At 63.3% G+C, this 24,874-nt stretch carries 26 protein-coding genes; 13 read left to right on the forward strand and 13 right to left on the reverse strand.

The window, feature by feature from the left end; all coding sequences use genetic code 11:
• Positions 1 to 133 precede the first annotated feature (133 nt).
• The 3 genes from PSTAB_RS05280 to PSTAB_RS05290 are packed head-to-tail and all read left to right on the forward strand — an operon-like array spanning position 134 to position 1,435.
• Positions 134 to 511, forward strand: coding sequence for a tetratricopeptide repeat protein (locus PSTAB_RS05280; protein WP_011912334.1), 378 nt, complete (start codon positions 134 to 136; stop codon positions 509 to 511).
• A gap of 26 nt (positions 512 to 537) precedes the next feature.
• On the forward strand, positions 538 to 960 hold the full coding sequence (locus tag PSTAB_RS05285) for a DUF4124 domain-containing protein (protein ID WP_013982014.1): 423 nt from the start codon (positions 538 to 540) through the stop codon (positions 958 to 960).
• 46 nt (positions 961 to 1,006) lie between these two features.
• The gene (locus PSTAB_RS05290) at positions 1,007 to 1,435 is read left to right on the forward strand and encodes a PilZ domain-containing protein (protein WP_017244364.1); all 429 of its coding nucleotides are present in this window, start codon (positions 1,007 to 1,009) and stop codon (positions 1,433 to 1,435) included.
• A gap of 27 nt (positions 1,436 to 1,462) precedes the next feature.
• Here the strand turns inward: PSTAB_RS05290 and PSTAB_RS05295 are convergent, their stop codons facing one another.
• Genes PSTAB_RS05295 through PSTAB_RS05320 form a run of 6 tightly spaced genes read right to left on the reverse strand, consistent with a single transcriptional unit; the run spans position 1,463 to position 8,194 of the window.
• Entirely contained in the window at positions 1,463 to 2,794 is a 1,332-nt protein-coding gene (locus tag PSTAB_RS05295; RefSeq protein ID WP_013982015.1) for a DUF58 domain-containing protein, read from the reverse strand.
• Complete coding sequence (locus PSTAB_RS05300; RefSeq protein WP_013982016.1) at positions 2,791 to 3,804, reverse strand: AAA family ATPase; 1,014 nt, start codon at positions 3,802 to 3,804, stop codon at positions 2,791 to 2,793. Before PSTAB_RS05300 ends, PSTAB_RS05295 begins: the two co-directional genes overlap by 4 nt.
• Positions 3,801 to 4,973, reverse strand: coding sequence for a DUF4350 domain-containing protein (locus tag PSTAB_RS05305; RefSeq protein ID WP_013982017.1), 1,173 nt, complete (start codon positions 4,971 to 4,973; stop codon positions 3,801 to 3,803). The genes PSTAB_RS05300 and PSTAB_RS05305 overlap by 4 nt, the downstream gene beginning before the upstream one ends.
• A complete protein-coding gene (locus PSTAB_RS05310) occupies positions 4,970 to 6,523 on the reverse strand; it encodes a DUF4129 domain-containing protein (RefSeq protein WP_013982018.1) in 1,554 nt (517 codons plus the stop codon). Before PSTAB_RS05310 ends, PSTAB_RS05305 begins: the two co-directional genes overlap by 4 nt.
• Positions 6,510 to 7,490, reverse strand: a complete 981-nt coding sequence (locus PSTAB_RS05315; RefSeq protein ID WP_013982019.1) for a stage II sporulation protein M — start codon at positions 7,488 to 7,490, stop codon at positions 6,510 to 6,512. Before PSTAB_RS05315 ends, PSTAB_RS05310 begins: the two co-directional genes overlap by 14 nt.
• Positions 7,487 to 8,194, reverse strand: a complete 708-nt coding sequence (locus PSTAB_RS05320) for an RDD family protein (RefSeq protein ID WP_013982020.1) — start codon at positions 8,192 to 8,194, stop codon at positions 7,487 to 7,489. Before PSTAB_RS05320 ends, PSTAB_RS05315 begins: the two co-directional genes overlap by 4 nt.
• 230 nt (positions 8,195 to 8,424) lie before the next feature.
• Here PSTAB_RS05320 and sbcB point away from each other — a divergent pair, with 230 nt between their 5' ends.
• Positions 8,425 to 9,858, forward strand: coding sequence for an exodeoxyribonuclease I (gene sbcB, locus PSTAB_RS05325; RefSeq protein WP_013982021.1), 1,434 nt, complete (start codon positions 8,425 to 8,427; stop codon positions 9,856 to 9,858).
• Positions 9,859 to 9,990: 132 nt separating this feature from the next.
• On the opposite strand, the gene mvaT is transcribed toward sbcB, so the two are convergent.
• The gene (gene mvaT, locus PSTAB_RS05330) at positions 9,991 to 10,371 is read right to left on the reverse strand and encodes a histone-like nucleoid-structuring protein MvaT (RefSeq protein WP_013982022.1); all 381 of its coding nucleotides are present in this window, start codon (positions 10,369 to 10,371) and stop codon (positions 9,991 to 9,993) included.
• 346 nt (positions 10,372 to 10,717) lie between these two features.
• On the opposite strand from mvaT, the gene purU reads away from it, so the two are divergent.
• From purU to PSTAB_RS05345, 3 genes are read left to right on the forward strand one after another with little or no spacing between them, the layout of a single operon-like run.
• Positions 10,718 to 11,569 carry a formyltetrahydrofolate deformylase gene (gene purU, locus PSTAB_RS05335; RefSeq protein ID WP_013982023.1) on the forward strand — a complete coding sequence of 284 codons (852 nt, stop codon included), beginning with the start codon at positions 10,718 to 10,720 and terminating at the stop codon, positions 11,567 to 11,569.
• 15 nt (positions 11,570 to 11,584) lie between these two features.
• Positions 11,585 to 11,791 carry a hypothetical protein gene (locus PSTAB_RS05340; RefSeq protein ID WP_013982024.1) on the forward strand — a complete coding sequence of 69 codons (207 nt, stop codon included), beginning with the start codon at positions 11,585 to 11,587 and terminating at the stop codon, positions 11,789 to 11,791.
• Positions 11,792 to 11,812: 21 nt separating this feature from the next.
• Positions 11,813 to 13,288: a helicase HerA-like domain-containing protein gene (locus PSTAB_RS05345; RefSeq protein ID WP_013982025.1), complete on the forward strand. Its 1,476-nt coding sequence runs from the start codon at positions 11,813 to 11,815 to the stop codon at positions 13,286 to 13,288.
• A 60-nt stretch (positions 13,289 to 13,348) separates the two neighbouring features.
• Here the strand turns inward: PSTAB_RS05345 and PSTAB_RS05350 are convergent, their stop codons facing one another.
• The 3 genes from PSTAB_RS05350 to yaaA all read right to left on the reverse strand — a co-directional run bounded on the left by PSTAB_RS05350 (position 13,349) and on the right by yaaA (position 16,821).
• A complete protein-coding gene (locus tag PSTAB_RS05350) occupies positions 13,349 to 13,570 on the reverse strand; it encodes a hypothetical protein (protein ID WP_014596020.1) in 222 nt (73 codons plus the stop codon).
• A 285-nt stretch (positions 13,571 to 13,855) separates the two neighbouring features.
• Positions 13,856 to 15,301, reverse strand: a complete 1,446-nt coding sequence (locus tag PSTAB_RS05355; protein ID WP_013982027.1) for a mannose-1-phosphate guanylyltransferase/mannose-6-phosphate isomerase — start codon at positions 15,299 to 15,301, stop codon at positions 13,856 to 13,858.
• Positions 15,302 to 16,041: 740 nt separating this feature from the next.
• Complete coding sequence (yaaA, locus tag PSTAB_RS05360; RefSeq protein ID WP_011912352.1) at positions 16,042 to 16,821, reverse strand: peroxide stress protein YaaA; 780 nt, start codon at positions 16,819 to 16,821, stop codon at positions 16,042 to 16,044.
• 135 nt (positions 16,822 to 16,956) lie between these two features.
• On the opposite strand from yaaA, the gene dmeF reads away from it, so the two are divergent.
• From dmeF to moaE, 5 genes are all read left to right on the forward strand, one after another.
• Complete coding sequence (gene dmeF / locus PSTAB_RS05365; RefSeq protein ID WP_013982029.1) at positions 16,957 to 17,958, forward strand: CDF family Co(II)/Ni(II) efflux transporter DmeF; 1,002 nt, start codon at positions 16,957 to 16,959, stop codon at positions 17,956 to 17,958.
• A 259-nt stretch (positions 17,959 to 18,217) separates the two neighbouring features.
• Positions 18,218 to 19,606 carry a PhoH family protein gene (locus tag PSTAB_RS05370; RefSeq protein WP_011912354.1) on the forward strand — a complete coding sequence of 463 codons (1,389 nt, stop codon included), beginning with the start codon at positions 18,218 to 18,220 and terminating at the stop codon, positions 19,604 to 19,606.
• A gap of 97 nt (positions 19,607 to 19,703) precedes the next feature.
• Positions 19,704 to 20,174 carry a cyclic pyranopterin monophosphate synthase MoaC gene (gene moaC, locus PSTAB_RS05375; RefSeq protein ID WP_013982030.1) on the forward strand — a complete coding sequence of 157 codons (471 nt, stop codon included), beginning with the start codon at positions 19,704 to 19,706 and terminating at the stop codon, positions 20,172 to 20,174.
• Positions 20,171 to 20,419: a MoaD/ThiS family protein gene (locus PSTAB_RS05380; protein ID WP_013982031.1), complete on the forward strand. Its 249-nt coding sequence runs from the start codon at positions 20,171 to 20,173 to the stop codon at positions 20,417 to 20,419. The genes moaC and PSTAB_RS05380 overlap by 4 nt, the downstream gene beginning before the upstream one ends.
• Before the next feature lie 2 nt (positions 20,420 to 20,421).
• Positions 20,422 to 20,880 (forward strand): molybdopterin synthase catalytic subunit MoaE, encoded by a 459-nt coding sequence (gene moaE, locus PSTAB_RS05385; protein WP_013982032.1) that lies wholly within the window; start codon positions 20,422 to 20,424, stop codon positions 20,878 to 20,880.
• A 4-nt stretch (positions 20,881 to 20,884) separates the two neighbouring features.
• On the opposite strand, the gene PSTAB_RS21760 is transcribed toward moaE, so the two are convergent.
• The 3 genes from PSTAB_RS21760 to PSTAB_RS05395 form a co-directional block, all read right to left on the reverse strand.
• Positions 20,885 to 21,049: a hypothetical protein gene (locus tag PSTAB_RS21760; RefSeq protein WP_013982033.1), complete on the reverse strand. Its 165-nt coding sequence runs from the start codon at positions 21,047 to 21,049 to the stop codon at positions 20,885 to 20,887.
• A gap of 123 nt (positions 21,050 to 21,172) precedes the next feature.
• Complete coding sequence (gene rhlB / locus PSTAB_RS05390; RefSeq protein ID WP_041771663.1) at positions 21,173 to 22,603, reverse strand: ATP-dependent RNA helicase RhlB; 1,431 nt, start codon at positions 22,601 to 22,603, stop codon at positions 21,173 to 21,175.
• Between the two features lie 184 nt (positions 22,604 to 22,787).
• The gene (locus tag PSTAB_RS05395) at positions 22,788 to 23,444 is read right to left on the reverse strand and encodes an alpha/beta hydrolase (protein WP_013982036.1); all 657 of its coding nucleotides are present in this window, start codon (positions 23,442 to 23,444) and stop codon (positions 22,788 to 22,790) included.
• 324 nt (positions 23,445 to 23,768) lie between these two features.
• Here PSTAB_RS05395 and PSTAB_RS05400 point away from each other — a divergent pair, with 324 nt between their 5' ends.
• Complete coding sequence (locus PSTAB_RS05400) at positions 23,769 to 24,797, forward strand: amino acid ABC transporter substrate-binding protein (protein ID WP_013982037.1); 1,029 nt, start codon at positions 23,769 to 23,771, stop codon at positions 24,795 to 24,797.
• The last annotated feature ends 77 nt before the right edge of the window (positions 24,798 to 24,874 follow it).

The raw sequence follows: 24,874 nt of genomic DNA on the forward strand, positions 1-24,874 counted from the left end.
CTGGCTGGCTGCGAGGCTACTATGCTCGACCGTTGTAGTCATCGCCCGGCGGCCACTACTCTTTCGGCGCATCTGACGGGCTGTCTGCAGGTTTTTCCGGCGCGGTCGATACAGGAGCATTACGGAGGAACCCATGCGTACCCTGATCATCGTTTTTCTGACCCTGTTCACCGTGGGCTGTAGTGCCCGCCACGCGTCCGATCGCCATCTGGACGAGGCATACCGGCATTACGAGGCTGATAATTGCGAGCGGGTGATGCAGTCGCTGTCGCAGGCGGAGCGTCGCAGCAAACCGCGTAGCCAGGCGCAGCCGGAGATCTCGCTGCTGCGCGGCCAGTGCCTGGAGCGGCAGGGGCTGTTCGTCGACGCGGCGGAAACCTACCGCTTCATCATCGAGCGATTCCCTGCCAGCGAATACGCCTACCGCGCCCGCGCCCGACTGGAGACTCTGCGTCAGCTGGGGCACTATCACAGCGAGGCGCAGCCGGTGGCACAGCCGGCCAGGCGTTGAACACCACACCGTTCATGTGAGGGAACATGCGAGCGCTGCTTCTGACCCTGATACTGATGCCGGCGCTGGCATCCGCGCAGATCTACCGGTGGACCGATGCCGAAGGGCGCGTCCATTTCGGCCAGCGTCCGCCCGCCGGCGCCGAGCAGATCGAGGTGCGTCCGCAGGTCGTCGAACGCGACGACCAGACCCGCGAGCGCGAGGCGCGCAGCGAGCGTTTCTTCGATGCGCGCCGCCAGGAGCAGCAGGCGGCGCGCGAGCAGGCCAGCCAGACACGGGCTGCTCGAGAGCAGGAATGCCAGGGCCTGCGCAGCCAGTTGTCGCAATTGCAGCTCGGCGGACGCTTCTTCCGTAACGATGCAGCCGGAGAGCGCGTCTACTACAGTGACAGTGAACTAGAGGCGGCTCGACAGCGCCTGGCGGCGCGCATCAGCCAGGTCTGCAACTGAGCCGAAGGGACTCGATCGCAGGGCTAAGGTAGAAGGCTTGGACGACATGAACATGGCGAACCAGCGTCGTATTCAGCGGCATCAGCTGCCGTACTACCTCAACGTATTCAACCGTTTCACGGAAAAGCCGCTGGGCTTCATCGGCAATCTGTCCGAGGGCGGACTGATGCTGATCAGCCCCTATCCGATGATGCTCGGGGTACGCTTCGAGATGCGCCTGAAAATCCCCGGCCAGACCGGCCAGCTGCGCCATGTGGACTTCAGCGCCTTCAGCCTGTGGTCAAGCGAAGACGTGACGCCGGGCAGCTACGACACCGGCTTCTCGCTGATCGATCCGCCAGGCGAGATCCGCGAGATGATCGCCGCGTTGCATCACTATTTCAGCTTCCAGCCGATGCTGCATGTGCCGCTGGCGCATCAGACCTGCCCGCCCTCGGACCGCTTTACCGACAAGGACTGCTGTCACGGCGTCTAGACCTGTGATGGAGTGCCTTGGCCAGCCTTACAGCGACCCGGTTTTCTTCCAGGCCAGATAACGGCCGACCAGCGCCGGCCCGAGGTCGCTGGGCTGGACGTCGAGCACCGGCAGGCCGCTGGCGCTCAGACGACGGTGCAGTTGCTGGCGGGCGTTGAGGTATTCCTGTGCGCCGCAGTAGTCGAGCGCGTCATCCAGACTCTGCACCGGCCGCTGGCGCAGCTGATCCAACACTTTCTCACGCAGACTCACCAGCAGGACGCGATGCCGACGGGCCAGGCGCTGCAGGGCCGAGTGCAGCTCGACGTCATCCTCGTCACGCAGATTGCTCAGCACGATGACCAGCGCTCGGCGTGACTGGCGTGCCAGCAATTGCTCGACGGCCGCGCTGTAGTCGGCCGGCTGCTGGGTCGGTTGCAGGTCATAGAGGCTATTGAGCAGCAGGCGCAGTTGTTGCTGGCCCTTCGCTGGCGGCACATGGCGCTGCGCGTGGCTGGCGAAGGTGCAGGCACCGACCGCATCGCCTTGCCGCAACGCGGCATAGGCGAGCAGCAGGCTGGCGTTGAGCGCATGGTCGAAATGCGACAGGTCGCCATCCTGGCTGCGCATCCGGCGGCCGCAGTCGAGCATCAGCATGATCTGCTGGTCGCGCTCGTCCTGGTACTCGCGGGCGATCGGTGTACGGGCGCGTGCGGTGGCCTTCCAGTCGATCTGACGCAGGGTGTCGCCTTCGCGAAACTCGCGTAGCTGGTGAAACTCCAGGCCGAGCCCGCGACGTGGTTGCTGGCGCACGCCAAGGCGGTTCAGCCACAGGTCGATGGCTTTGAGTCCGGCGCCATGCAGTTGAGCGAAGTCGGGGTAGACGCGCGTCTCGCTGAACAACGTCAGCGGTCGCCGACTGCGCCACAGGCCCAGCGGACTGAGCAGGCGGACATCGCAACGCTGGAACATTACCTGTCCGCGCTGGTTCGGCTGCACGCGGTAGTCGAGACGGCAATGTTCGCCGGATTGCAGACGCACCCGCTGCGGCAGCTGCTCTACGGTCATGCCGGGCGGGACGTGATCGAACAGCTCCAGCTCGAGCGGGGCGGGCTGTCGATTGCTCACCGTAAGCTGCACCGGGCTCCAGTGGCCCAGCGGCAGGCTGCCCGACAGGCTACGTTGCACCTCGGGTGTCGGCAGGCGCCGCAACCTGTAGACATCGAACAGTGCCGTGGCCAGCAATGCCAGCAGCAGCCCCCACCAGACCGGCTGCAGGCTGGTTGCGAGTTCCAGCTGCAGCGCGGCCATTACGCCGATGACCAGGGCCAGCAGCGCCACGGCGGCCAGCGCAACGAGCAGGCGACGGGATGGACTCATGCGCGCGGCGCCGGGACCTGATCGAGTAGCTGGTGCAGGACCTGATCCACCGAAAGCCCCTCGATATCCAGTTCCGCCGAAAGCCGTACGCGATGGCGAAGCACGGCCCGCGCGCAATCCTTGATGTCATCCGGGGTGACGAACTCGCCGCCGCGCAGCAGCGCCCTGGCACGTCCGCCGCGTACCAGGGCGATCGAGGCACGGGGGCCAGCACCCAGCGCCAGGCCTGGCCAGCTGCGCGTGCTGCGCACCAGGCGCACGGCATAGTCCAGCACCTGCTCATCCAGCGGCAGCTCGCTGGCGATCTTCTGCAGCGCCTGCACGTCGCGTGCCTGCACCAGCTGGCGCAGTGCGCTGACGTCGAGCATGTCGGCGCGTGCCGAACGGCTGACCTGACGGACCAGCTCCAGCTCTTCATCCGCTTGCGGGTAATCCATGCGCAACATGAGCATGAAGCGGTCCAGTTCGGCTTCTGGCAGCGGGTAGGTACCTTCCTGCTCGATGGGGTTCTGCGTCGCCATGACCATGAACGGTTGCGGCACTGCCAATGCCCGGCCTTCGAGGGTCACCTGCCGCTCCTGCATCACTTCGAGCAGTGCCGCCTGAGTCTTGGCTGGTGCGCGGTTGATCTCGTCGGCCAGCAGCAGATTGGTGAATACCGGCCCCTTGCGCAGCTTGAACTGCTCGCTCTGCATGTCGTAGACCGCATGGCCGGTGACGTCGCTGGGCATCAGGTCCGGCGTGAACTGGATGCGCGAGAACTCGCCACCGAAGCAGCGCGCCAAGGCACGCACCAGAAGCGTCTTGCCCAGTCCGGGGACACCTTCGATCAGCACGTGGCCACCGGCGATCAGCGCGGTCAGAACGCCGTCGATGACCTCGTCCTGGCCGATCACCGCCTTGTGCAGTTCATCGCGCAGCGCCTGGGCCAGCTGGGCGGCACGTGCGCGCTGGCTGATGGGGCTGGCGGTCGGGGCGGGGCTGCTCGAATCGGGGATCTGTTCGCTCATAACGCATTCCTGAGGCTTTGCAGGTCGGCGACCTGGCGGGTGAATTCGATGGCCGACAGGCGCTGCGCCGGCACTGGGCGCATGGCCTGCTCGACACGGCCTGGTGGCAGATTGGTGAGGCGGGCGAGCAGGGGCAGTTGCGCACCGGCCGAGAGCTGTTCGAAGCCGGGGTGATGGCGGCTGGCGCGGCAGCGGATGTCCAGCTGCAGCTGCTGCAGCAGCCGGGCCTGATTGCCGTGACGCATGAGGAACTCCGCCGAGCCGTGCAGGTGCTCTTGCAGCTGCCGGCGCGCCGGGCTGGCGGCAGGCAATATCGGCCCGAAACGCTGACCGGCGTGCCAGAGCCCGAGCACCAGAAGCAGTCCCAGGGCGACCAGCAGTTGCGGAAAATACCGGCGCAGCTGCGTGAACAGCCCGTCGTGCTCGCTGCGGTGCACAAGCGTCACTGCGCTGTCCTGGGTCAGATACCACAGCAGCCAGGCGTGGTCGTAATCGTCGATCTTGCGGTTCTGCCAGATCCAGCTATCGGTCAGGGCAGTGATCAGCCCGTCGCCGTGCTGCAGCTGCAGCATATGCGTGGCACCGGCGCTGTTGGCCCAGGCGTGGGCCCGATTATCGGCGTCGTACAGATGAAAGTCGGTGTCGAAGGCGATGAACGCTGGTGCGCGCTCGTTCTCCAGATAGAGCTTGGTCAGCTGCGGATGCTCTTCGGCGGTTGAGGACTGCGGCGTCTGGCTGCTTTCGTCCAGTTCCTCCGTTGCGTATTGCTGCAGATTGAGCCGGTCGAGCAGCAGGTCGCCACTTTTGCCTGCTTTCTCGTCCCACAGCCGCTCCGCCACCACCACAAGATGGCCGCCGGCGGCCGCCCAATCGAGCAGGCGTTCGGTCTGCCGTGGCGTCAGGTTGCGCCGGTCACCCAGCAGGAGCAGGGTCCGGCCCTCGCTTGGCAGCGTCTCGACGCTGCCGATGCCTTCGTGATGTTCCACCGTGAGGCCGAGGCCGCGCAGGAACAGCTCCGCGGCGAGATAAGGGTTACTGCGTGCTTCCGGGGCCGGCCCATGTTCGACCACATCCTCGTAAGGTTGCAGCTGGCTGGCCAGCCAGATGATCAACAGGCCGAGCAGCAGCACCGCCACGGCGGCCAGCGCACGCGTATGCAGGCGACTCATGCCTGCACCTGCTGGCCGAACAGTCCGCGCCAATCGGCACACAGCGCATCGCGGGCCTCCGTTTCGGCGGGTCGGTGCCCGTACGCCTGCGCCTGCCAATGTCGGGTGAGGCGCTCGGCGAAGCCGGCCAGGGACTCGTGCTGCAGCTGACGCACCTGCTGCAGCACTTCACCTTCGGTGTGTGCTGCGTTCAAGGGTAGCTGGAAGTCGTGCAGCAGGCGGCTGAGCAGGCCGCGATAGAGCAGTGCCAGTGCCGCACGTGGGTCAGTCTGCCAGAGCCGTTCGGCTTCGCCGGCAATGTCGGCTGGCAGCTTCTCGGGCGCGACATCGAGGCCGAACAGCTGGGTGGGCGCTACGGCGGTACGTCGCTTGGGCATGCGCAGGCGCCCGGCGAAAACCTGCAGCCACTCGCGGTAGCGCCACAACACAATCGCCACCACCGAGGCCAGCAGCGTCCACAGCAGCACTTCCAGGATCTGTGCCAGGCGCTCCAGCCCTTGCCACAGCGAACCGCCCTGCAGCAGGCGTTCGAGCAGGCGTGCCAGGGTGCTCGGTCGCTCGGACGCTTGGCCATCGCCCAAGCGCCAGCGCGTCACGGTTTCGCGATGCTGGAACGGCGGCTGGTCTAGCAGCGCATCGATTCGTTTCCGTGCTGCGTCACTGGTCAGTGGCTGGTTGAGCAGTCGTTCGCTCTCCGGTCCCGGCTGGGTGGTGTCGGCTTGCGCAGCGGGTGCCGCCCAGGCGCTATTGTCCGCCGGCCAGAACAACAGGCTGACGGCGAGCAGAACCGCTGGCATGGTACTGAGCAGGCGCTGACGCAGGCGGCGGAAGGCGAGTTCGATGTCCCAGGCTTCAAGGTGGGTGCGTCGGTTGAGATAGAGGCTGAAGCCGCAGGCGACGTAGATCGGTTCCCAGACGACCAGCACCAGCGCGTAGAGCAGGTTCGACAGATGCTCGAGCCAGAGCCACTCGCCGCTCAGCCCGAGCAGGTCCTCCCAGTTCCAGCGCTGAACCAGCTGTGCCGGCAGGAAGAAATACAGCAGGCCCAGCAGGCCGAGCCAGAGCGCGCCTTCCAGATGTACGCCAACCACGGTCAGCCAGCTGGCCGCGCGACCGTTGCGCAGGCTCAGTGTCACCAGGCGCTGCTTGCGGGCCCGGCCATCGAGGCCTTCGAGCTGCTGCACAGGCAGGTCGAAGCTGCGCGTCGTGATCAGCCGGCGCCAGGTCAGGCTGGCTAGCCATTGCTGGCGCAACAGGCCAGGAAAGGCCTTGAGGCTTTCGCGCAGGGAGGGCGTCTCGCCAAACAGGGCTTTGGACAGGATGTGCAGCGGTAGCCGCTCGAACAACGGCTTGAGCCACCAGAACAGCAGCAGCGCGACGCTCGGGTGCTGCCACAGCAGCAGACTGAACAAGCCGAAAACCGGCAGCGTGACGGCTGCCCAGCTGAGCATCAGCAGTCTGGCGTGGCGCCGGGCCAGATGGATGCCGAGATCCAGCGCCTCCCATGAACTGCGCGGGCGTATCGAGACGCTGGCTTCAGTCAGCTGCATAACGACCCCGCCCGGCGAACATGAAGTAGGCGCCCACCAGCAGCCACAGCGCTGCGCCGACGATGTATTTGATGGTCGGCGTCGTCAGCGTCATGGAGGACCAATAGGCTTCGACGAACGCGGCGATCAGCAGGAAGGCGGTTGCGCCGCAGACCAGCTGGATGCCGTGTTTGGCTGCCAGGCGCAGTGCTTGCGCGCGAGTTCGGCAGCCCGGCGCCAACAGTGCTGCACCGAGCTGCAGCCCGGCCGCGCCGGCGAAGGTGATGGCCGTCAGCTCGAACGCACCATGGCCGATGACGAACGACCAGAATGGCTGGTGGTAGCCGATGCCCGTCAGGTGGCCGGCCACTGCGCCGATGGTCAGGCCGTTGAAGAGCAAAAAGAACAAGGTCCCCAGGCCGAACAGCAGCCCGCTGGCGAACGTCTGGAAGGCGATGCCGATGTTGTTCATCACGTAGTATCCGAACATCAGCCAGTCGTCACCGGCTCCGCGCTCGGCAAAACGGCCCAGGCGACTGGCATCGGGGTCGTACATCTGCTCCATCTGCGCGACCTGGTCGGCCGGCAGCACGCTGTAGACGAGGTCCGGAAAGGCGTATACCAGCGCAGCCATGCCGAGCAGGCTGCCGTAGAACAGCAGGCTGGCCGCCAGCACGTAGCGCCATTGGAGGCGCACGGCGCGGGCGAACCCGCCAGTGATGAAGCCGAGCATGCGGCCGAGCAACGGGCTGCGGTGGCGATAGAACTGCTGATGGCCACGCAGGACCAGCCGTTGCAGCTGCTCGACCAACTGGCTGCTGTAGCCGCGGGATTCGGCAATGGCGAGCTGCTGGCAGAGCTGGCGGTAGGCGGCAGGGAAGGCGTCGGCCTGTTGCGCGCTGGCCTTGCCACGCTCGAGCGCGTCCAGCTGCGCTGCGAATTCGAGCCAGCGCGCCTGATGCAGGCGTTCGAATGCGGCCTGCTTCATGCTGCACCCATTAGCGAACGGGCGATGCCGTGAATTTTCGCCTCGGCCTCCTGGTCCGAGGTCGCCAGCGGTTCGGCCAGGATCGAAGCCAGCTCGAGGCGGCGCTCGGCGGAAAGGCTGGCCTGGCGTTCGGCAAAGGCGATCAGCGCGCGCTGCTCGTCGAGGGTCAGTTTGAACGGAGCCGTGACGGCTTCCGCATCCGGCAGTGCTGGGCGCACAGCGGGTTTTTCCTGATAGACCACCAACGTGCCTGCTGCCAGGTCGCCGAGTCGCTTGAAGGCAGGGTTTGCGAGGCAACTCAATGCGCCCAGGAAATAGCCGAACGGCAGCAGGTCGACGAAACGCAGCAGATTGCGCGTCAGCGAGGACGTCCAGCCCACCGGCGTGCCGTCGTCATGCACGACGCGCAGCCCCAGCCAGTATTTTCCCGGCGTGCGGCCCTGATTCAGAACTTCGAAGAGCACCATGTACCACCACTGGACGAGAAACAGCAGCAGTGCGCCCAGCCCCATGCCGAACTTGCCCAGCAGTCCGAGCGTAAAGAAGAGGATCAGTAGCAGGGCGCCGCGAATACCCAGGTCGATGGTGAAGGCGAGCGCGCGCGGAACGAGACCGGCCGGGCGCAACACCAGGTCGATGCCCTCTGGGGTTTCCACGCGATGGCTGGTGTCGAGCAGGGCTTGGCGGTCGATGTTCGATGGCAAGGGCAAGGTCGTCTAGGGTCAGGCAGAAGCTGATGCTATGCGGCAAGCACGGCTGCGGCAATGCGCGCGATGGTCAGATGACCGGCCGGGCGCCGAAAGTGGGACGGATTATGGCGAAATGCCTGCTTCCTTGCAGGATGCCGTTCGCAGAGCGGGGCACCTTCTTGGACTCACCGCGATGGCCATGTCGCAGCTGTTAGACTGCTGTGCTGATCGAGAAGGACTCTCCCGTGACTCCAAGCATCTTCTGGTACGACTTCGAAACCACAGGCATATCGCCCAGCCGCGACCGCCCCTTGCAGGTTGCCGGTATCCGCACCAACGAGGCGCTCGAGGAAATCGGCGAGCCGCTGAACATCTACTGTCGACCCGGCGACGACATCCTTCCCCATCCCGCCGCGTGCCTGGTCACGGGAATCACGCCTGCAGTTCTGCAGCAGAAGGGGATGTGCGAGGCCCAGTTCGTTCATCATCTGCATCGGGAATTGTCGACTCCCGGAACCTGCGGCGCCGGCTACAACAGCCTGCGTTTCGACGACGAAGTGACCCGCTACAGCCTGTACCGCAATTTCTACGATCCGTATGCACGCGAATGGCAGGGCGGCAACAGCCGTTGGGATCTGATCGATCTGGTGCGTACCGCCTATGCGCTGCGCCCGGAAGGAATTGGCTGGCCGGAAGACGACGGGCGGGTGACGCTCAAGCTCGAGCGTTTGAGTGCCGCCAATGGGCTGGAACATCTGAACGCCCACGACGCGCTGTCCGATGTGCGCGCCACCATTGGCCTCGCCAGGCTCATTCGTGAGCGGCAGCCGCGTCTGTACGAATATCTCTTCAATCTGCGTCGCAAACATGCGGTGCTCGAGCAGGTCACCCTGCTGGAGCCGCTGGTGCACGTGTCCGGACGCTTCTCGGCTGCCCGGCATTTCCTCTCCGTGGTGCTGCCGCTGGCCTGGCATCCGCGCAACCGCAATGCGCTGATCGTTTGCGATCTGCAAGCCGAGGTGCGGCCGTTATGGCTGGAAAGCGCGGAAACGCTGCGACAGCGGCTCTACACGCGTCGCGACGAGCTGGCCGAGGGCGAATTACCGGTCCCGCTGAAGCTCGTGCACATCAACAAGTGCCCGGTCCTGGCGCCGCTCAAGGTCTTGCGCGAGGCGGATATCCAGCGTCTGGAGCTGGACTTGCCTGCGTGCCACGAACGTGCTGACGCGCTACGCGAACAGCGCCACGTGTGGAGCCCAAAGCTGGACGAGGTGTACCGCGAAGAGGGGTTCATCGGTGTGGACGATCCGGAACAGCAACTCTATGACGGCTTTCTGGGCGAGCGCGATCGGCGGCTGTGCGATCGGATTCGCGAGATGGCGCCGGCAGAGCTCGCTCGGCAACAGTGCCACTTCGATGATGTACGGTTAGAGGAATTGCTGTTCCGTTATCGCGCGCGCAACTTTCCGGAAGCGTTATCGGCTGAAGAGCGGGTGAGGTGGCAACGGTTCTGCCAACAGCGCCTTAGCGGCGAGATAGCCGGCGCGCCCAATACCCTTGCGCAGTTCGAGGCGGATATACAACAGTTCATGCTCACTGCCACCCCGGCGCAGCAGCAGCTATTGCAGCAGTGGCGTGAATACGGGCGCGCCTTGGGTGAGCGTTACGGGTGCAACTAGCGCGTCCGGCCCGGTTGGCTATCGAAAAAGAGCAGCGGCTGTTACGGGTGGGAAGCGCGCAATAAAAAACGCCGCTTGTCGACGTCGATCAATAACGTCGGGAAGCGGCGTTCTTTATAACCCTGGTATTGCTTAGCCCAGAAGAGTGGCCCAGCTTTCCACGGTGTCGGAGCCCCATTGGGCTTTCCATTCTTTCAGCGTCTTGTGGTTGCCACCTTTGGTTTCAATCACTTCACCGCTGTGCGGGTTCTTGTACTGCTTGACGCGACGTGCGCGCTTGCTGGTGGCCGGCGCTTTCGCCGCACGTGGAGTTTTGCTGTTGCGGGAGGCATCCGGATCGAGCAGGGCGATGATGTCGCGCAGCGACTTCTGGTATTCGCCCATGAGTTCGCGCAGCTTGCCTTCGAACTCCAGTTCCTTTTTCAGTTTGTCATCTTCGGAAAGGGACTTCAGTCGCTCCTGAAGTTCCTTGATGGCCTCTTCAGTGGCGCGATACTCGTTGATCAGTGACATGTGACTTCCTTGGATTAGGTTTGAACGCAAGTGTCAGCAATCATAGTCCTGCGTAATGGGCAAGTAAATATAGATGGATAAAAAAGCGGGGCACTTTTTGTAGGGATATTTCATGCGTACCGAAGGGCCAGCGCGGACAGCTTTCGACAAGCTTAAACAAACGTAATTTCTGTTTTATCGGGCAAGTTTTTTCGATTGTTTCCAAGGCGTGTCCAAATAACCGGACAGCTGAATCGTGCCGGCGGGTTGCGTGGCTTCTGAATCGAGCGCCGGCGTTAACGCGATGGCTGTGCTGTTGTCTGCTGGGATAGAATGCCGCGTTTCCTTCGTGTCGGAGTAACCGTTAATGCGCACTTTCAGGCTGGTGATTGCCTGCCCCGATGGCGTTGGCATTGTTGCCAAGGTCAGTAACTTTCTCGCCACCTACAATGGCTGGATCACGGAAGCCAACCACCATTCCGACCACCAGAGCGGCTGGTTCTTCATGCGCCATGAAATCCGCGCTGATTCGCTTCCGTTCGACCTCGACGGGTTCCGTCAGGCCTTTGCCCCGATTGCCCGCGAGTTTTCCATGGAGTGGCGTATCACCGACTCCGAGCGGCGCCAGCGCGTGGTTCTGATGGCGAGCCGTGAATCGCATTGCCTGGCCGACCTGCTGCATCGCTGGCACAGCGGCGAGCTGGATTGCGACATTCCTTGCGTGATTTCCAACCATGACGATCTGCGCAGCATGGTCGAGTGGCACGGGATTCCATACTTCCATGTCCCCGTCGATCCTGCCAACAAGCAGGAGGCCTTCGCTGAAGTGACGCGCCTGGTGCGCGAACAGCGTGCCGATGTGATCGTGCTGGCGCGCTACATGCAGATTCTGCCTGCCGAACTGTGCGACGAATTCGCCCAGCGGGTGATCAACATCCACCACAGCTTCCTGCCGTCTTTCGTCGGCGCCAAGCCGTATCACCAGGCCTCGCTGCGGGGTGTGAAGCTGATCGGGGCGACCTGTCACTATGTCACCGAGGAGCTCGATGCCGGGCCGATCATCGAGCAGGACGTGGTCCGCGTCAGTCATCGCGACAGCATCGAGGACATGGTTCGCCTCGGCAAGGACGTGGAGAAGATGGTGCTTTCCCGCGGCCTGCGCTATCACTTGGAAGATCGCGTGCTGGTACACAGCAACAAGACCCTCGTGTTCAACTGACAGTCCGGAGGCGCCGTGGCAGATCCTTTCGAGCGTGTCGTGGCCAAGGCGCCGCCGGTCATCGGCAGTGGTTGCACCCAGCGCTACGACCCGGAGGCGTTATCGCCCGAGCAGGGCACGGAATTCGCTGGGGCGGTGGAGTTATGGGCACAGCTGCGCCGTGAGCAGGTGCCGTGCGATTCAGGCAAAACCGAAGATGGCGAAAGCGAACCTGAACAGTAGCTGGCGATTGGGAGCTGACGGATGCACGCATTGATCGATCATCTGCTGCTGGGGGCGGACGCCAACGGCGAACCCAGCGTGCAGTCCCTGCGTCTTGCCAATCGGCATGGCCTGATCGCCGGCGCCACCGGCACCGGAAAGACGGTGACCTTGCAACGGCTGGCCGAGCAGTTCAGCGATGCCGGGGTCGCGGTCTTCGCCGCGGACATCAAGGGTGACCTGTGCGGGCTGGGCGCCGCGGGCTCGCCTCAAGGCAAGATCGCCGAGCGGATCGCCAGCATGCCCTGGCTCGATCATCGTCCGCAGGCGTACCCGGTCACCCTGTGGGACGTACATGGTCGTAGCGGCCATCCCTTGCGTACTACGCTGAGCGAAATGGGGCCGCTGCTGCTCGGCAATCTGCTGCAACTGACCGATAGTCAGCAATCGGCGCTCTTTGCGGCCTTCAAGGTGGCGGATCGCGAAGGGCTGTTGCTGCTCGACCTGAAAGACCTCAAGGCGCTGCTCGCCCACCTCAAGGCTGAACCACAGATGCTGGGCGAGGACAGCGCGCTGTTCACCGCGGCCTCGTCGCAGGCCTTGTTGCGGCGCCTGGCGACGCTGGAGCAGCAGGGTGCTGAAGCCTTGTTCGGCGAACCTGCATTGCAGCTCGAAGATATCCTGCAGCCGGCGCCCGACGGACGCGGTGTCATCCATCTGCTCGATGCAAGCACGCTGGTTCACGAGGCGCCCAAGGTTTACGCGACCTTTCTGCTCTGGTTGCTGGCCGAGCTGTTCGAGCAGCTTCCGGAGCGGGGCGACGCCGATAGACCAGTGCTGGCGCTGTTCTTCGACGAGGCGCACCTGTTGTTCGGTGATACGCCAAAAGCACTGCAGGAGCGCCTGGTGCAGGTGGTACGGCTGATTCGCTCGAAGGGCGTGGGCGTCTACTTCGTTACGCAGTCTCCGGCCGATCTTCCGGATACGGTGCTGGCTCAGCTGGGGCTGCGCATCCAGCACGGGCTGCGGGCGTTCACGGTCAAGGAGCAGAAGGCGCTGCGCTCGGTGGCGGACGGCTTTCGCGCCAACCCGGAATTCTCGACGCTCGATGTGCTGACCCAGCTTGGAATCGGCGAAGCGCTGGTCGGTGGTCTCGAGGAAAAGGGAACCCCAGCGATGGTGCAGCGCGTCGCGATCGCACCGCCGCAGTCGCGCATTGGTCCGCTGAGCGAGCCCGAACGCGCGGCACTTATCGCGCGCTCCGATCTTGGGCGTCGCTACGACAAGCCCTTCGATCGGGAGTCGGCCTACGAGATGCTGAGTGCCCGGGCAGCGCAGAACGTCGAGCAGGAGCGTGAAACTGCAAACAAGCCTCGTCGCGAGACGAACAAGACTGGCAGTGAATTGAGTGATCTGGCTGGCCGTGTAGTGAAGAGTGCGCTGAGCCAGGCCGCGAACCAGTTGGGGCGGCAGTTGGCCAGAGGTTTGCTGGGCTCTTTATGGGGCGGCAAGCGCTGACGGTTTCGTTCCAGCCGCAATTGACGCACTGCGTATGTTCGTACGCTTCAGATGCTGCGGTTAGGCCGGCGGTGTAATTGCGCCGTCACAATCGGCACGCTTCGCCTGTTCCAGCTTTTGAACTTCCTGTTGAAAAACCTGATCGAGCACGGTGGGCTTCTTTCGCCACGGTTTGCGTTCGGGCTCGCGTTCAGCGGCGTAAGTCGTTATTTCACCACCGTAGATATTGGTAAAACGCTGAGCCTGGCGCTCGAGTTCTGCGCGCAGTTCGTCTTTGGTCACGTAATAAAACCTGTGTTGGATGATTTGAATTGAGACGTGGCAGTCAGCAAATGATTGCATGGCCAGTTTGTAACCACTGTTTGCCGGCTGCATGGCCAGCATATGCCTGCAAGAAATGAGGTCAATTTAAAAGATTTAAACAATTGCGGAGCAAGCGGCAAAAGCGAGGACTGGTTCGAAAAAAACGTCATGCCGATGAGTTGCGAAGTATGCCTCGCTATCCTTTACCGGGCCAGGAAAAAGAAAACCCGCCGAAGCGGGTTTTCCTCAATGCACCGAGAACAACTATCGCGCCACTTTGGCCTCGTTGCTCTGTTCGGCGCGTCCGTAAACATCGTCGAAGCGCTCGATATCGTCCTCACCCAGATAGCTGCCGGACTGGACTTCGATGATTTCCAGCGGAATCTTGCCCGGGTTGGCGAGGCGATGCACCGAAGTGATCGGAATATAGGTCGACTGATTCTCGGTGAGCAGGAACGTCTTGTCGTTGCAGGTTACCTGAGCGGTGCCGGATACCACGATCCAGTGCTCGGCACGGTGGTGGTGCATCTGCAGCGAGAGGCTGGCGCCCGGATTCACGCAGATGCGCTTGACCTGGAAGCGACCGCCCATGTCCACCGAGTCGTACCAGCCCCAGGGGCGGTACACGGCGCAGTGGTTCTTGGTCTCGCTGCGCTCCTGGGCGTCGAGCTTGCTGACCAGTTTCTTGACGTCCTGCACCTTATCCTTGTGCGCAACCATCATGGCGTCTTTGGTTTCCACGACCACGATGTCTTCCAGACCCAGCACCGTGACCAGCTTGCCATTGCCGTGGACCAGGCAATTGCGCGAGTCCTCGGCGATCACGTCGCCTTTGAGCACGTTGCCATTCTGGTCCTTCTCGTGCACGTCCCAGATCGACGACCAGGAGCCGACATCGCTCCAGCCGGCGGACATCGGAACCACACAGGCCAACTGAGTCTTTTCCATCACGGCGTAGTCGATGGAGTTGTCCGGGCAGCAGGCGAAGGTGGCCGGATCGATCAGCACTTCGTCGCCGTTCTTCACGCTGCGCTCGAGCGCGACCCAGCAGGTGTCGTAGATGTCCGGGTCGTGCTTCTTCAGTTCATCCAGGAAGACACTGGCGCGGAACAGGAACATGCCGCTGTTCCAGTAATAGTCGCCCGACTCCAGATAGCTCTGGGCGCGCGCTTCGTCCGGCTTCTCGACGAACTGGGCGACGCGCTTGATGCCATCCGGCAGACCGGTATTGGCGTCCTGGCTGCCACGGATGTAGCCGTAGCCGGTTTCGGGACGGGTCGGCGGCACGCCGAAAAGCACCATCTCACCGTTCTCGGCGGCATTGGTGGCCAGCGCCAGGGAGCGCTGGAAGGCTTTCTGGTCTTCGATCACATGGTCAGCCGGCAGGACCAGCAGCAGCTCGTCGCGGCCTTCCTCGATCAGCTTCATCGCGGCGATGCCGATGGCGGGTGCCGTGTTGCGACCGAAAGGCTCGAGCAGCAGGCCCTGGACGCCCAGCTTGCGAGCCGCCAGCTGCTCCTTGACGATGAAGCGATGGTCCTTGTTGCACACCAGCAAAGGCTGCTGCATGCCGTCGAAGGCCAGGCGCTCGACAGTCTGCTGGAACAATGTCTGTTCGCCAGTCAGTGCAAGGAACTGCTTGGGGAACGACTTGCGGGAGAGGGGCCACAGTCGGGAGCCGCTACCACCTGAAAGAATAACCGGGATCATATTGCTTCTCCTGAATCGTTTCGAAGGTCGTTCTACTTGTTCGATGGGGCAGCCCATCTGGCTGCACCGCTCGTTTCGTGTTCATTCGCGAAGGAATCGCCGGAACGAAATCCGCTCTGTCCCGAAGCGCTGCTCCGGGATTGGAAATCTGTATTCATTGGTTCGCTGAGTTACCGGACCATCGCGCTCAGGCCGTGGCTATCTGTTGCGCGCTGCCAGTTGATGCGTGCCTGTGGCCGACCAATGACGAGTTGATTGACGCCATCGTCGGGAGTGGTGCGTGGCGTATGTTGCGCGTCCAATAGGGGCGGTGCGTTTGCATGGCCGTAACCCTCTGTTCGTGCCTTGCTCGGCGTTTGTCATGCGAGGTGCCGCGTTGGCACTGCTCGACGCCTCGGCCATTGGCCTGATGCCCGGCAGCATCGCTGCTCGAGGTTGCGCTACCGCCGGGGTCGCGCTGCGACCGGGAACGGAGCGGTTTGCAAGTCTGATTACCCTATGCACGTTCATGTGCGACGTCCCTTTCCACCTGGAATTGTCGGTACGCGCTTATGATTGCCAGCTGTGCTCGATAGTTCCCGCGCCGACTACCGTTGATCGGTGAGTTTTTTCGACGGGTTCTCGGTATGTGATCGACGGCGGGGCTGGACTCGACGGACCTGCGAGAGGGGCTGGCTGGGATGCAGGAGGGCGGCGCGGGAGATGGATGGCGTGACGTCGCGCCATCCACTGAAGCCGGATTACTGGTCGCTGGCGTCGCGCAGGAAAACCAGGTGATCGGCAGAGGAGTCGTTCGCGCTGTAGCGGTAGCCTTCGTAGTCGAAGGCCGACAGCTGATCGGGGGTGCTGATGCGCTCCTTGATGATCCAGCGAGCCATCAGGCCTCGTGCCTTCTTCGCATAGAAGGAGATGATCTTGTACTGGCCGTTCTTCATGTCCTTGAAATCGACATTGATGATGCGGGCATTCAACGCATTGCGTTTGACCGCGCTGAAGTATTCGTTGGACGCCAGGTTGAGCAGCACGTCGTCGCCCTGATCGGCGAGCGCTTCGTTCAGCCAGTCGCTGATACGTTCGCCCCAGAACGCGTATAGGTCCTTGCCGCGGGGATTGGTCAGCTTGGTGCCCATCTCCAGGCGATAGGGCTGCATGAGGTCCAGCGGCCGCAGCAGGCCATAGAGTCCAGAGAGCATGCGCAGGTGCTTCTGCGCGAACAGCAGGTCGTCTTCGGTGAAGTCATCGGCGTTGAGTCCGGTATAGACGTCACCCTTGAACGCGAGCAGCGCCTGCTTGGCGTTGCTCGGGGTGAACGCCGGTGTCCAACTGCCGTAGCGAGCAACGTTCAACGCTGCCAGCTTGTCGGAGAGGTGCATCAGTTCGCTGATCTGCGCCGGCGAGTAGCGACGAAGCAATTCGATCAACTGCTGTGAGTGGTCGAGGTACTGGGGCTGGGTGAAGCGTTCGGTTATCGGGGGCGTGTCGTAATCGAGTGTCTTGGCCGGGGAAATCACCATCAGCATGCAAGGTCTCCTTTCTGATGGCGCGATTGTAGGGGCACGGCCGGCGAGTCTCCAGCTATGGGCGTCATAGCCTCTGGTGTTGACCTTGCCCGTGGGGCAAGGCGCAAGCTAGTGCCAGTCGAGTTAGGAGTTCGTATGTCTGACTGCAATCACGCGCAATGGCAACCGCCACATGATTACCGCCCGCTCGAGCGCCGCTCGGAACGGCGAACATGGGCGGTGGTGATTCTCACCGGTCTGACGATGCTGCTGGAGATCGTCGCCGGTTACTGGTTCAACTCCATGGCATTGCTCGCCGATGGCTGGCACATGGCCTCGCACATGGTCGCCATAGGCCTCGCCGCGCTCGCGTATCTGTTGGCGCGGCGCTATGCGGCGGACCATCGTTTCGCGTTCGGCACCTGGAAGATCGAGGTGCTGGCCGGTTTCGCCAGCGCGCTGCTGCTGGTGGTGGTGGCGCTGTTCATGATCGGTGAGTCGTTGCTGCGCTTCTGGGCGCCGGCGGCGATCGGCTTCGATGAGGCGCTGGTGGTTGCGGTCGTCGGCCTGCTGGTGAATCTGTTATCGGCCTGGTTGCTGCGGGACCAGCATGATCACGGCCACGGCCACGGCCACGGCCACGGCCACGGCGATGATGCCCATAGCCATGCTGAGCGGGGTCATGCGCACGCACACGGTGCGCCAGGCAAGGACCTCAACCGCCATGCAGCCTTCATCCATGTGTTGACCGATGCCCTGACCTCGGTGGCGGCCATCATCGCCTTGCTGGGCGGCAAGCTCTTCGGCTGGGGCTGGCTTGACCCGGCGATGGGCATCATCGGCGCCCTGGTGATTCTCGTCTGGGCCCGCGGTCTGTTGCGCGATACGGCCAAGGCGCTGCTGGACCGTGAGATGGATGACCCGCTGGTGGGCAAGGTGCGCGAGGCGCTTGAGCGGGTGCCCGACACGGAGGTCACCGACCTGCATCTGTGGCGTGTGGGGCGATCGCAGTACAGCTGCATCCTGAGCGTGGTGACGCATCAGCCCCACACGGCCGACCGCTACAAGGCGGCGCTGCAACCCTTTGCGCAGCTGGTGCACATCACCGCCGAAGTGAATCGCTGCGGCGAAAGCGCGCACCTTGATTCTCGACAATAACGCGCAGGAAAGCCGCGAGCCAAGGCCCTGTGGTCGATTCGTGAAAAAAAGCCGTGTTCAACGGAAAAGTCTTTTGCCTGTCATAAGTTTTACGGTATTACCAAGTTCAGACCGCCGAACCCTGCGACACAGGTGGCGGCTCCTGGGCAGCCCCGAATCCACCGGCTTCCCTCGTCCGCTCACCCCCAATCGCACGGCGGTCACTCTGCGGCGGAGCGCTTATCCGCTTCGCTTCTGACCCTAGAAGAAGGTGATCGGTATGGATGACTACGGCAGATCTCGCGCCACCCAGCCCACGCTCTACGTCCTCGACACGAACGTCCTGATACACGATCCCAACGCCTTGCTGAATTTCCAGGAACACCAGGTCGCCATTCCCATGACCGTGCTGGAGGAGCTCGATCAGCTCAAGACCGGCAAGCACAGCGTGGCGGCCGAGTGCCGCCAGGCGATCCGCCTGATCGACAAGCTACTGGGCGATGCCACGCCGGAAGAAGTCGAGTTGGGTGTGCCGATCCAACGTGGCAAGAGCGGCCCATCCGGAAGCCTTTCGATCCTGATGAGCAAGGGCGGCGACTCCATCGCACTCCCGGAAGACCTGAACGACAACAAGATCATCAATCAGGTGGTCAGGCTCAGCAAACAGCGGCCCGAGGTCCCCGTGGTGTTGGTGACCAAGGACATCAACATGCGCCTGAAGGCGCGAGCCTGCGGGGTGGCGGCCGAGGATTACCATACCGATCAACTGGTCGACGACATCGGCCAGCTGTCGCGGGGCTATCACAGTGTTAGTGGCTCCTTCTGGGACCGGGTGAGCAAGGTGGAGACCCACCAGGGCCATGGGCGCACCTGGCATCGCGTCCAGCTGATCGACAACCTGCCGGCGGTGCACATCAACGAATTCATCATCGACGAGCAGGGCTTCGTGGGTTGGATCAAGGGCATCAAGGCCGATGAGCTGCTGCTGCTCGACCTGCATCAGGAGCCATTGCTGCACCAGGAAGCCTGGGGGTTGCGCCCGCGTGATATCCATCAGGCGCTGGCATTGTTCGCCTTGCTCGATCCGGATATCCATCTGGTCAACCTGTCCGGCGCTGCCGGCTCGGGCAAGACCATTCTGGCGCTGGCGGCGGCCATCGAGCAGACCGTGGTCAGCAAGCGCTACCGGCGCATCATTGCCACCCGCAGCGTGCAGGGGCTGGACGAAGACATCGGCTTCTTGCCCGGCACCGAGGCCGAGAAGATGGAGCCCTGGCTGGGGGCGATCACTGACAATCTCGAAGCGCTGCACATGGACGACGAGAACACCCACGGCAGCATCGATTACATCCTGCAGAAGGTACCGTTGCAGTTCAAATCGCTGAACTACATCCGCGGCCGTAGCTTCCAGCAGAGCCTGATTCTGATCGACGAGTGCCAGAACCTGACGCCGCACCAGATGAAGACCATCATCACCCGTGCGGGCAACGGTTCGAAGGTGGTGTGTCTGGGCAACCTGGCGCAGATCGATACGCCCTATCTGTCCGCGACCAGTTCCGGATTGACCTACCTCACCGAACGCTTCAAGGACTTCTCCCACGGCGTGCATATCACCCTGCAGGGCGTGCCGCGCTCGGTACTGGCTGAATACGCCGAAGCGCACATGTAGAGGGCTCGAGGCTGGCGATGCCCGGAGTACCTCTTACGAGGCGGGTCCATCGCCAGCGGCTGGGGTAGACTCCTGATTTTCAGCTCAGGAGCGCCAAATGCTCACCCATCTCGATTCCCAAGGCCGCGCCAGCATGGTCGACGTCACCGACAAGGCCGTGACGGCGCGCGAGGCCGTGGCGGAGGCACGCGTGCGCATGCTGCCGCAGACCCTGCAGATGATTCAGCAGGGTGGCCATCCCAAGGGCGACGTATTCGCCGTGGCACGCGTCGCCGGCATCCAGGCGGCGAAGAAAACCCATGAACTGATTCCGCTCTGTCACCCGCTGCTGCTGACCAGCATCAAGGTCGAGCTCCAGGCCGATGGCGAAGACAGCGTCCTGATCCGAGCGGTATGCAAGCTGGCGGGCCAGACGGGCGTGGAGATGGAGGCGCTGACCGCTGCGAGCGTCGCCGCATTGACCATCTATGACATGTGCAAGGCCGTGGACCGCGGCATGGTGATCGAAGGGGTGCGGTTGTTGGAAAAACTCGGCGGCAAGAGCGGACATTGGCAGGTGCAGGCATGATTTCGATTCAGTTCTTCGCCCGATATCGGGAAACCCTCGGCAGCGATGGCGAGCGCATCCAATGGGATGAGTCGCTCGGCAGCGTGGATGACGTCCGCCGACATTTGTTGGCGCGCGGCGGCGTCTGGGAGGTGCTCGGCGAGCAGAACCTGATGTGCGCGCGCAATCAGGAACTGTGTGGCCTAGAAGAAGCCGTTGCCGATGGCGACGAGGTGGCGTTCTTTCCTACCGTGACCGGAGGTTGAGCATGGCGGTTCGTGTTCAACAGGCCTCGTTTGACCCGGGCGCGGAGCTTAACGCGCTGCACGCCGCCAACCTGGGCATCGGTGCGGTGGCCGGCTTCGTCGGCTATGTGCGGGACTTCAATGACGGACAGGACGTGGCCGGCATGTTTCTCGAACATGCCCCCGGCATGACGGAGAGGGCGCTGGAGAAGATCGTGCAGGAGGCCGAGCATCGCTGGCCACTGCTGCGCCTGGATGTGCTGCACCGCGTTGGATCGCTGGAGCCTGGCGAGCCGATCGTGTTCGTCGGTGCGGCCAGTGCCCATCGCGATGCCGCCTTCGATGCCTGTCGCTTCGTCATGGACTACCTGAAAACGCGCGCGCCGTTCTGGAAGAAGGAAAGCACCGCAGCCGGGCCACGCTGGGTCGAGGGCCGTGCCAGCGATCAGCTGGCAGTCGAGCGCTGGAACGAGAAGAGCTGAGCCTTCAATAGAAGGTGATGTACATCTTGAAGGCCAGCGTCGAGAACATGGTGAGGATGCCTAGGCTCAGCAGTCCGACGCCCCATTGTTTGTCCCGGTAGTTGAAGCCCACGCAGAGCAGGACAAAACCGACGACGATGAGGGTCAATAACCAGTGCATGCTGTCCATCGGTGATCCTCCTGATTCGATACCTGGGTACTACTTTAGTCGCTTCGAGTCAGAAGCGGCTTGACCCAGGTCATCGGTGCCAGTCGACCGGCGCGCCTGGGCAGGCTCCGGGCAGCAAGGGGTTCAGCGCGAGCGAGGGACGGGCGCAAGCAGTTCCGCCGGCGGCATCTCGCACTGGATCTTGCGGCCGATCAGTGCCTCGATGGGCGGCAGAGCGAAGGCGTCGTCCTCGCCAGCGAAGCTGATGGAGGTGCCGCTGGTGCCGGCGCGGCCGGTCCGACCGATGCGGTGCACGTAATCGTCCGGGTCTTCTGGCAGGGTGAAGTTGATCACATGGCTGATGCCATCGACGTGAATGCCGCGACCGGCGACGTCGGTGGCGACCAGCACGCGAATCTTGCCCTCGCGAAAGCCCTCCAGCGTGCGGATGCGCTTGTGCTGCGGGACGTCGCCGGACATCTGCGCTGCACTGATGCCATCCTTGGTCAGGCGCTCTTCGATGCGTCGTACTTCGTCCTTGCGATTGGCGAAGACCATTACCCGCGTCCAGTCGTTCTGGGTGATCAGGTTGTACAGCAGCTTGTACTTGTCGCTGCCGGCAACGGCATAGACGTGCTGCTCGACGGTATCGCTGGCCACGTTCTCCGGTTCGATCTCGACCACGGCGGGGTTGGTTGTCCACTGCTGCGCCAGGTTCATCACGTCGTCGGTGAAGGTGGCGGAAAAGAGCAGGGTCTGGCGTTCGCTCTTGGGTGGCGTCTGCCTGATGATCTGGCGGACCTGCGGGATGAAGCCCATGTCGAGCATGCGGTCGGCTTCGTCGAGAACCATCACCTCGACCATGTCCAGGTGGACTTCGCCGCGCTGGTTGAAGTCCAGCAACCGGCCGGGGGTGGCCACCAGGATGTCGCAGTAGCGCGACTCCAGCTGCTTGAGCTGCTTGTCGAAATCCATGCCGCCGACAAAGCTCATCACGTTGAGTCCGGTGTACTTGGTCAGGTCCAGCGCATCGTTTGCGATCTGCACCACCAGTTCGCGAGTCGGAGCGATGATCAGGGCACGCGGCTCGCCCATGTAGCGTTCCTTGGGCGGTGGTGTTTCCAGCAGCTGGGTGATGGTCGAGATCAGGAAGGCCGCCGTCTTGCCTGTGCCGGTCTGTGCACGGCCGATGGCATCGCGGCCCTTGAGCGTGTAGCCCAGCACCTGTGCCTGGATCGGTGTGCAATAGGGGAAGCCCAGGTCATGGATCGCGTGCATCAGCTCCGGTGCGAGCTTGAAGTCATGAAAGCGGGTCTTGCCTTCGGCCGGCTCGACCACGAAGTCTTCCAGCTTCCAGGCCGGCGCGGCGGGTTTCGGCGGTTTGCTGCTGCGCTGGCGACGCGGTTTGTCGGCGCTGCGCTGGGAGGGTTGCGGCTTGGACTGGGTTTCGTCCGTCGCGCCCGGCTGCGTCACGGGGTCGGGTTGCCGTTCGGTAGTGGCAGATGGGGCGCCGGTGGGTATGCCGGCCCGCTCGTCCGGGGCCTTGCCAAAGATTTTCTTGAGTGCTTTGAGCACGGTCTTCTCGTCGTCGAATTGGGAAAGAATCGCGCGTCAGTGTAATGCAAGACGCAAACCTGGCGAAGCCTCCCGCCCCGGCGGGGTCGGCCGGCGCGGTGGCACCGGTCGACGAAGGCAGGCGTGGCGCGGCGCGCCGCCTGCCACGATTGCCGCACGCCTGGCTTGCGCTCGATGCGCCGGGTCAGCCAAGGCGTTCGGTGAGCCAGGCGCCGATGTCACGGATTTCCTCCGGCAGTACCTCATGGCCCATCGGGTAATCGCGCCAGGTCGCGGCGACGCCGGCGCCCTGCAGAGCCTGATAGGCCGCATGGCCCATCACCATGGGCACGACATCGTCGCGGCTGCCGTGCAGGCATAGCACCGGATACCGCAGCGCGGTCGGGGAGAACGCCGGCGGCTCGGTAAAGGTAGGCGCATAGGTCGAAAGCGCGATGACGCCACCCAGCGGCCCCTGCCAGCGCAGAAACGCGGTGTGCAGCACAACCGCGCCCCCTTGGGAGAAGCCGGCTAGGAAGATGCGTGCCGGATCGATTCCTGCGTCACGTTGCGCCTCGATCAGCGAGATGACCTGCTGTGCCGAAGCCTCCAGCTGCTCGCGATCGATCGCGCGGGCTGGGCTCATGGCGAGGATGTCGTACCAGCTCGGCATGCTCCATCCGCCGTTGATGGTCACCGGCCGTGTCGGCGCCTGGGGTAGCACGAAGCGTGTGCTGTGCAGGCGCTGCTGCAGGGCCTCGGCCACCGGCAGGAAGTCATAACGGTCTGCGCCCAGGCCATGCAGCCAGATGACGCAGGCGTCTGCGCTGGCGGTGGGTTCGAGGATCAGCGGTTCGCTCATGGATCGGCTCCAGTTCAGGGCAAGTCGCCTCGTCTTGGGGCAGGCGGGCGAGGAAATAGCGCGAGGGTACTCGCTCCTGCGACCGGATTGAACCCGCCCTAGAGCGTGGCGGGCGGCGTCGCATCGAGCTGGTATGCCGCTTGCTTTGGCTGCCTGGCTCTGAACGGAACGGCCCTGGCGAGCGGGGCCGAGGCAGTGAAATAAAGAACATTGCCGATCATAAACGGACGACTAGACTCAGGTCAGGCTGCGGCCGCTTCGCTGGTCAAGGCATCGAAGCGCCAGGCCCGAACCCGAGAATAAGAAAGCAAACTGGAGGTTTCGATGATTAGGGTGAAATCCACACTGGCTGCGCTGGGTGCTGCGTCACTGCTGGGCATCAGCGGGCTGGCGCAGGCAGGGGCGACCCTGGATGCGGTGCAGAAGAAAGGATTCGTGCAGTGCGGTATCAGCGATGGCCTTCCGGGCTTCTCGTTCGCCGATGCCAAGGGGCAATTCCAGGGGATCGACGTGGACGTGTGCCGCGCGGTCGCCGCAGCCGTGTTCGGCGATGCTACCAAGGTCAAGTACAGCCCGCTGACCGCCAAGGAGCGCTTCACCGCGCTGCAGTCGGGGGAAGTGGATGTGCTGTCGCGCAATACCACCTGGACCAGCTCGCGGGACGCCGCGATGGGGCTGAACTTCACCGGCGTGACCTACTACGACGGACAGGGCTTCCTGGTGAACAAGGAGCTTGGGGTGTCCTCGGCCAAGGAGCTGGACGGTGCCACGGTGTGCATCCAGGCCGGCACCACCACGGAGCTGAACCTGTCCGACTATTTCCGCGCCAATGGCCACAAGTACACCCCCATCACCTACGACACCTCGGACGAAAGCGCCAAGTCGCTGGAGTCCGGCCGCTGCGACGTGCTAACCTCGGACCAGTCCCAGCTCTACGCACAGCGCATCAAGCTGGCCAAGCCTGACGACTACGTCGTATTGCCTGAAGTGATTTCCAAGGAGCCGCTCGGCCCGGCCGTTCGCCAGGGTGACGAGGAGTGGTTCGATATCGTGCGCTGGACGCTGTTCGCCATGCTCAATGCCGAAGAGCTCGGCGTGACCTCGGCCAACGTCGAGGAGATGGCTAAGAGCACCAAGAATCCTGACGTGGCGCGTCTGCTGGGTGCCGAAGGCGAATACGGCAAGGATCTCAGACTGCCGAAGGATTGGGCCGTCCAGATCGTCAAGCAGGTAGGCAACTATGGCGAGATCTTCGATCGCAACGTGGGTGCCGGCAGTGAGCTGAAGATCGAGCGTGGCCTCAATGCCCTGTGGAACAAAGGTGGTTTGCAGTACGCGCCGCCGGTGCGTTGAGCCTCCGTGGCCGGCCTCGTGCCGGCTCGTTTCATGGATGAGTACGGCCGATCCGCGAGGGTCGGCCGTGCGGTATG

It is taken from the genome of Stutzerimonas stutzeri, from assembly GCF_000219605.1.
In the GTDB taxonomy this organism is placed as follows: Bacteria; Pseudomonadota; Gammaproteobacteria; order Pseudomonadales; family Pseudomonadaceae; genus Stutzerimonas; species Stutzerimonas stutzeri.

Coding starts and splice junctions, on each gene's coding strand:
- purU (WP_013982023.1), top strand. CDS start 10,718: ATGCGCACTTTCAGGCTGGTGATTGCCTGCCCCGATGGCGTTGGCATT.
- moaC (WP_013982030.1), top strand. CDS start 19,704: ATGCTCACCCATCTCGATTCCCAAGGCCGCGCCAGCATGGTCGACGTC.
- PSTAB_RS05380 (WP_013982031.1), top strand. CDS start 20,171: ATGATTTCGATTCAGTTCTTCGCCCGATATCGGGAAACCCTCGGCAGC.
- PSTAB_RS05395 (WP_013982036.1), bottom strand. CDS start 23,444: ATGAGCGAACCGCTGATCCTCGAACCCACCGCCAGCGCAGACGCCTGC.
- mvaT (WP_013982022.1), bottom strand. CDS start 10,371: ATGTCACTGATCAACGAGTATCGCGCCACTGAAGAGGCCATCAAGGAA.
- PSTAB_RS05310 (WP_013982018.1), bottom strand. CDS start 6,523: ATGCAGCTGACTGAAGCCAGCGTCTCGATACGCCCGCGCAGTTCATGG.
- PSTAB_RS05290 (WP_017244364.1), top strand. CDS start 1,007: ATGAACATGGCGAACCAGCGTCGTATTCAGCGGCATCAGCTGCCGTAC.
- yaaA (WP_011912352.1), bottom strand. CDS start 16,821: ATGCTGATGGTGATTTCCCCGGCCAAGACACTCGATTACGACACGCCC.
- PSTAB_RS05345 (WP_013982025.1), top strand. CDS start 11,813: ATGCACGCATTGATCGATCATCTGCTGCTGGGGGCGGACGCCAACGGC.
- PSTAB_RS05280 (WP_011912334.1), top strand. CDS start 134: ATGCGTACCCTGATCATCGTTTTTCTGACCCTGTTCACCGTGGGCTGT.
- PSTAB_RS05305 (WP_013982017.1), bottom strand. CDS start 4,973: ATGAGTCGCCTGCATACGCGTGCGCTGGCCGCCGTGGCGGTGCTGCTG.
- PSTAB_RS05300 (WP_013982016.1), bottom strand. CDS start 3,804: ATGAGCGAACAGATCCCCGATTCGAGCAGCCCCGCCCCGACCGCCAGC.
- PSTAB_RS05295 (WP_013982015.1), bottom strand. CDS start 2,794: ATGAGTCCATCCCGTCGCCTGCTCGTTGCGCTGGCCGCCGTGGCGCTG.
- PSTAB_RS05315 (WP_013982019.1), bottom strand. CDS start 7,490: ATGAAGCAGGCCGCATTCGAACGCCTGCATCAGGCGCGCTGGCTCGAA.
- PSTAB_RS05355 (WP_013982027.1), bottom strand. CDS start 15,301: ATGATCCCGGTTATTCTTTCAGGTGGTAGCGGCTCCCGACTGTGGCCC.
- PSTAB_RS05400 (WP_013982037.1), top strand. CDS start 23,769: ATGATTAGGGTGAAATCCACACTGGCTGCGCTGGGTGCTGCGTCACTG.
- PSTAB_RS05285 (WP_013982014.1), top strand. CDS start 538: ATGCGAGCGCTGCTTCTGACCCTGATACTGATGCCGGCGCTGGCATCC.
- PSTAB_RS05370 (WP_011912354.1), top strand. CDS start 18,218: ATGGATGACTACGGCAGATCTCGCGCCACCCAGCCCACGCTCTACGTC.
- dmeF (WP_013982029.1), top strand. CDS start 16,957: ATGTCTGACTGCAATCACGCGCAATGGCAACCGCCACATGATTACCGC.
- PSTAB_RS21760 (WP_013982033.1), bottom strand. CDS start 21,049: ATGGACAGCATGCACTGGTTATTGACCCTCATCGTCGTCGGTTTTGTC.
- moaE (WP_013982032.1), top strand. CDS start 20,422: ATGGCGGTTCGTGTTCAACAGGCCTCGTTTGACCCGGGCGCGGAGCTT.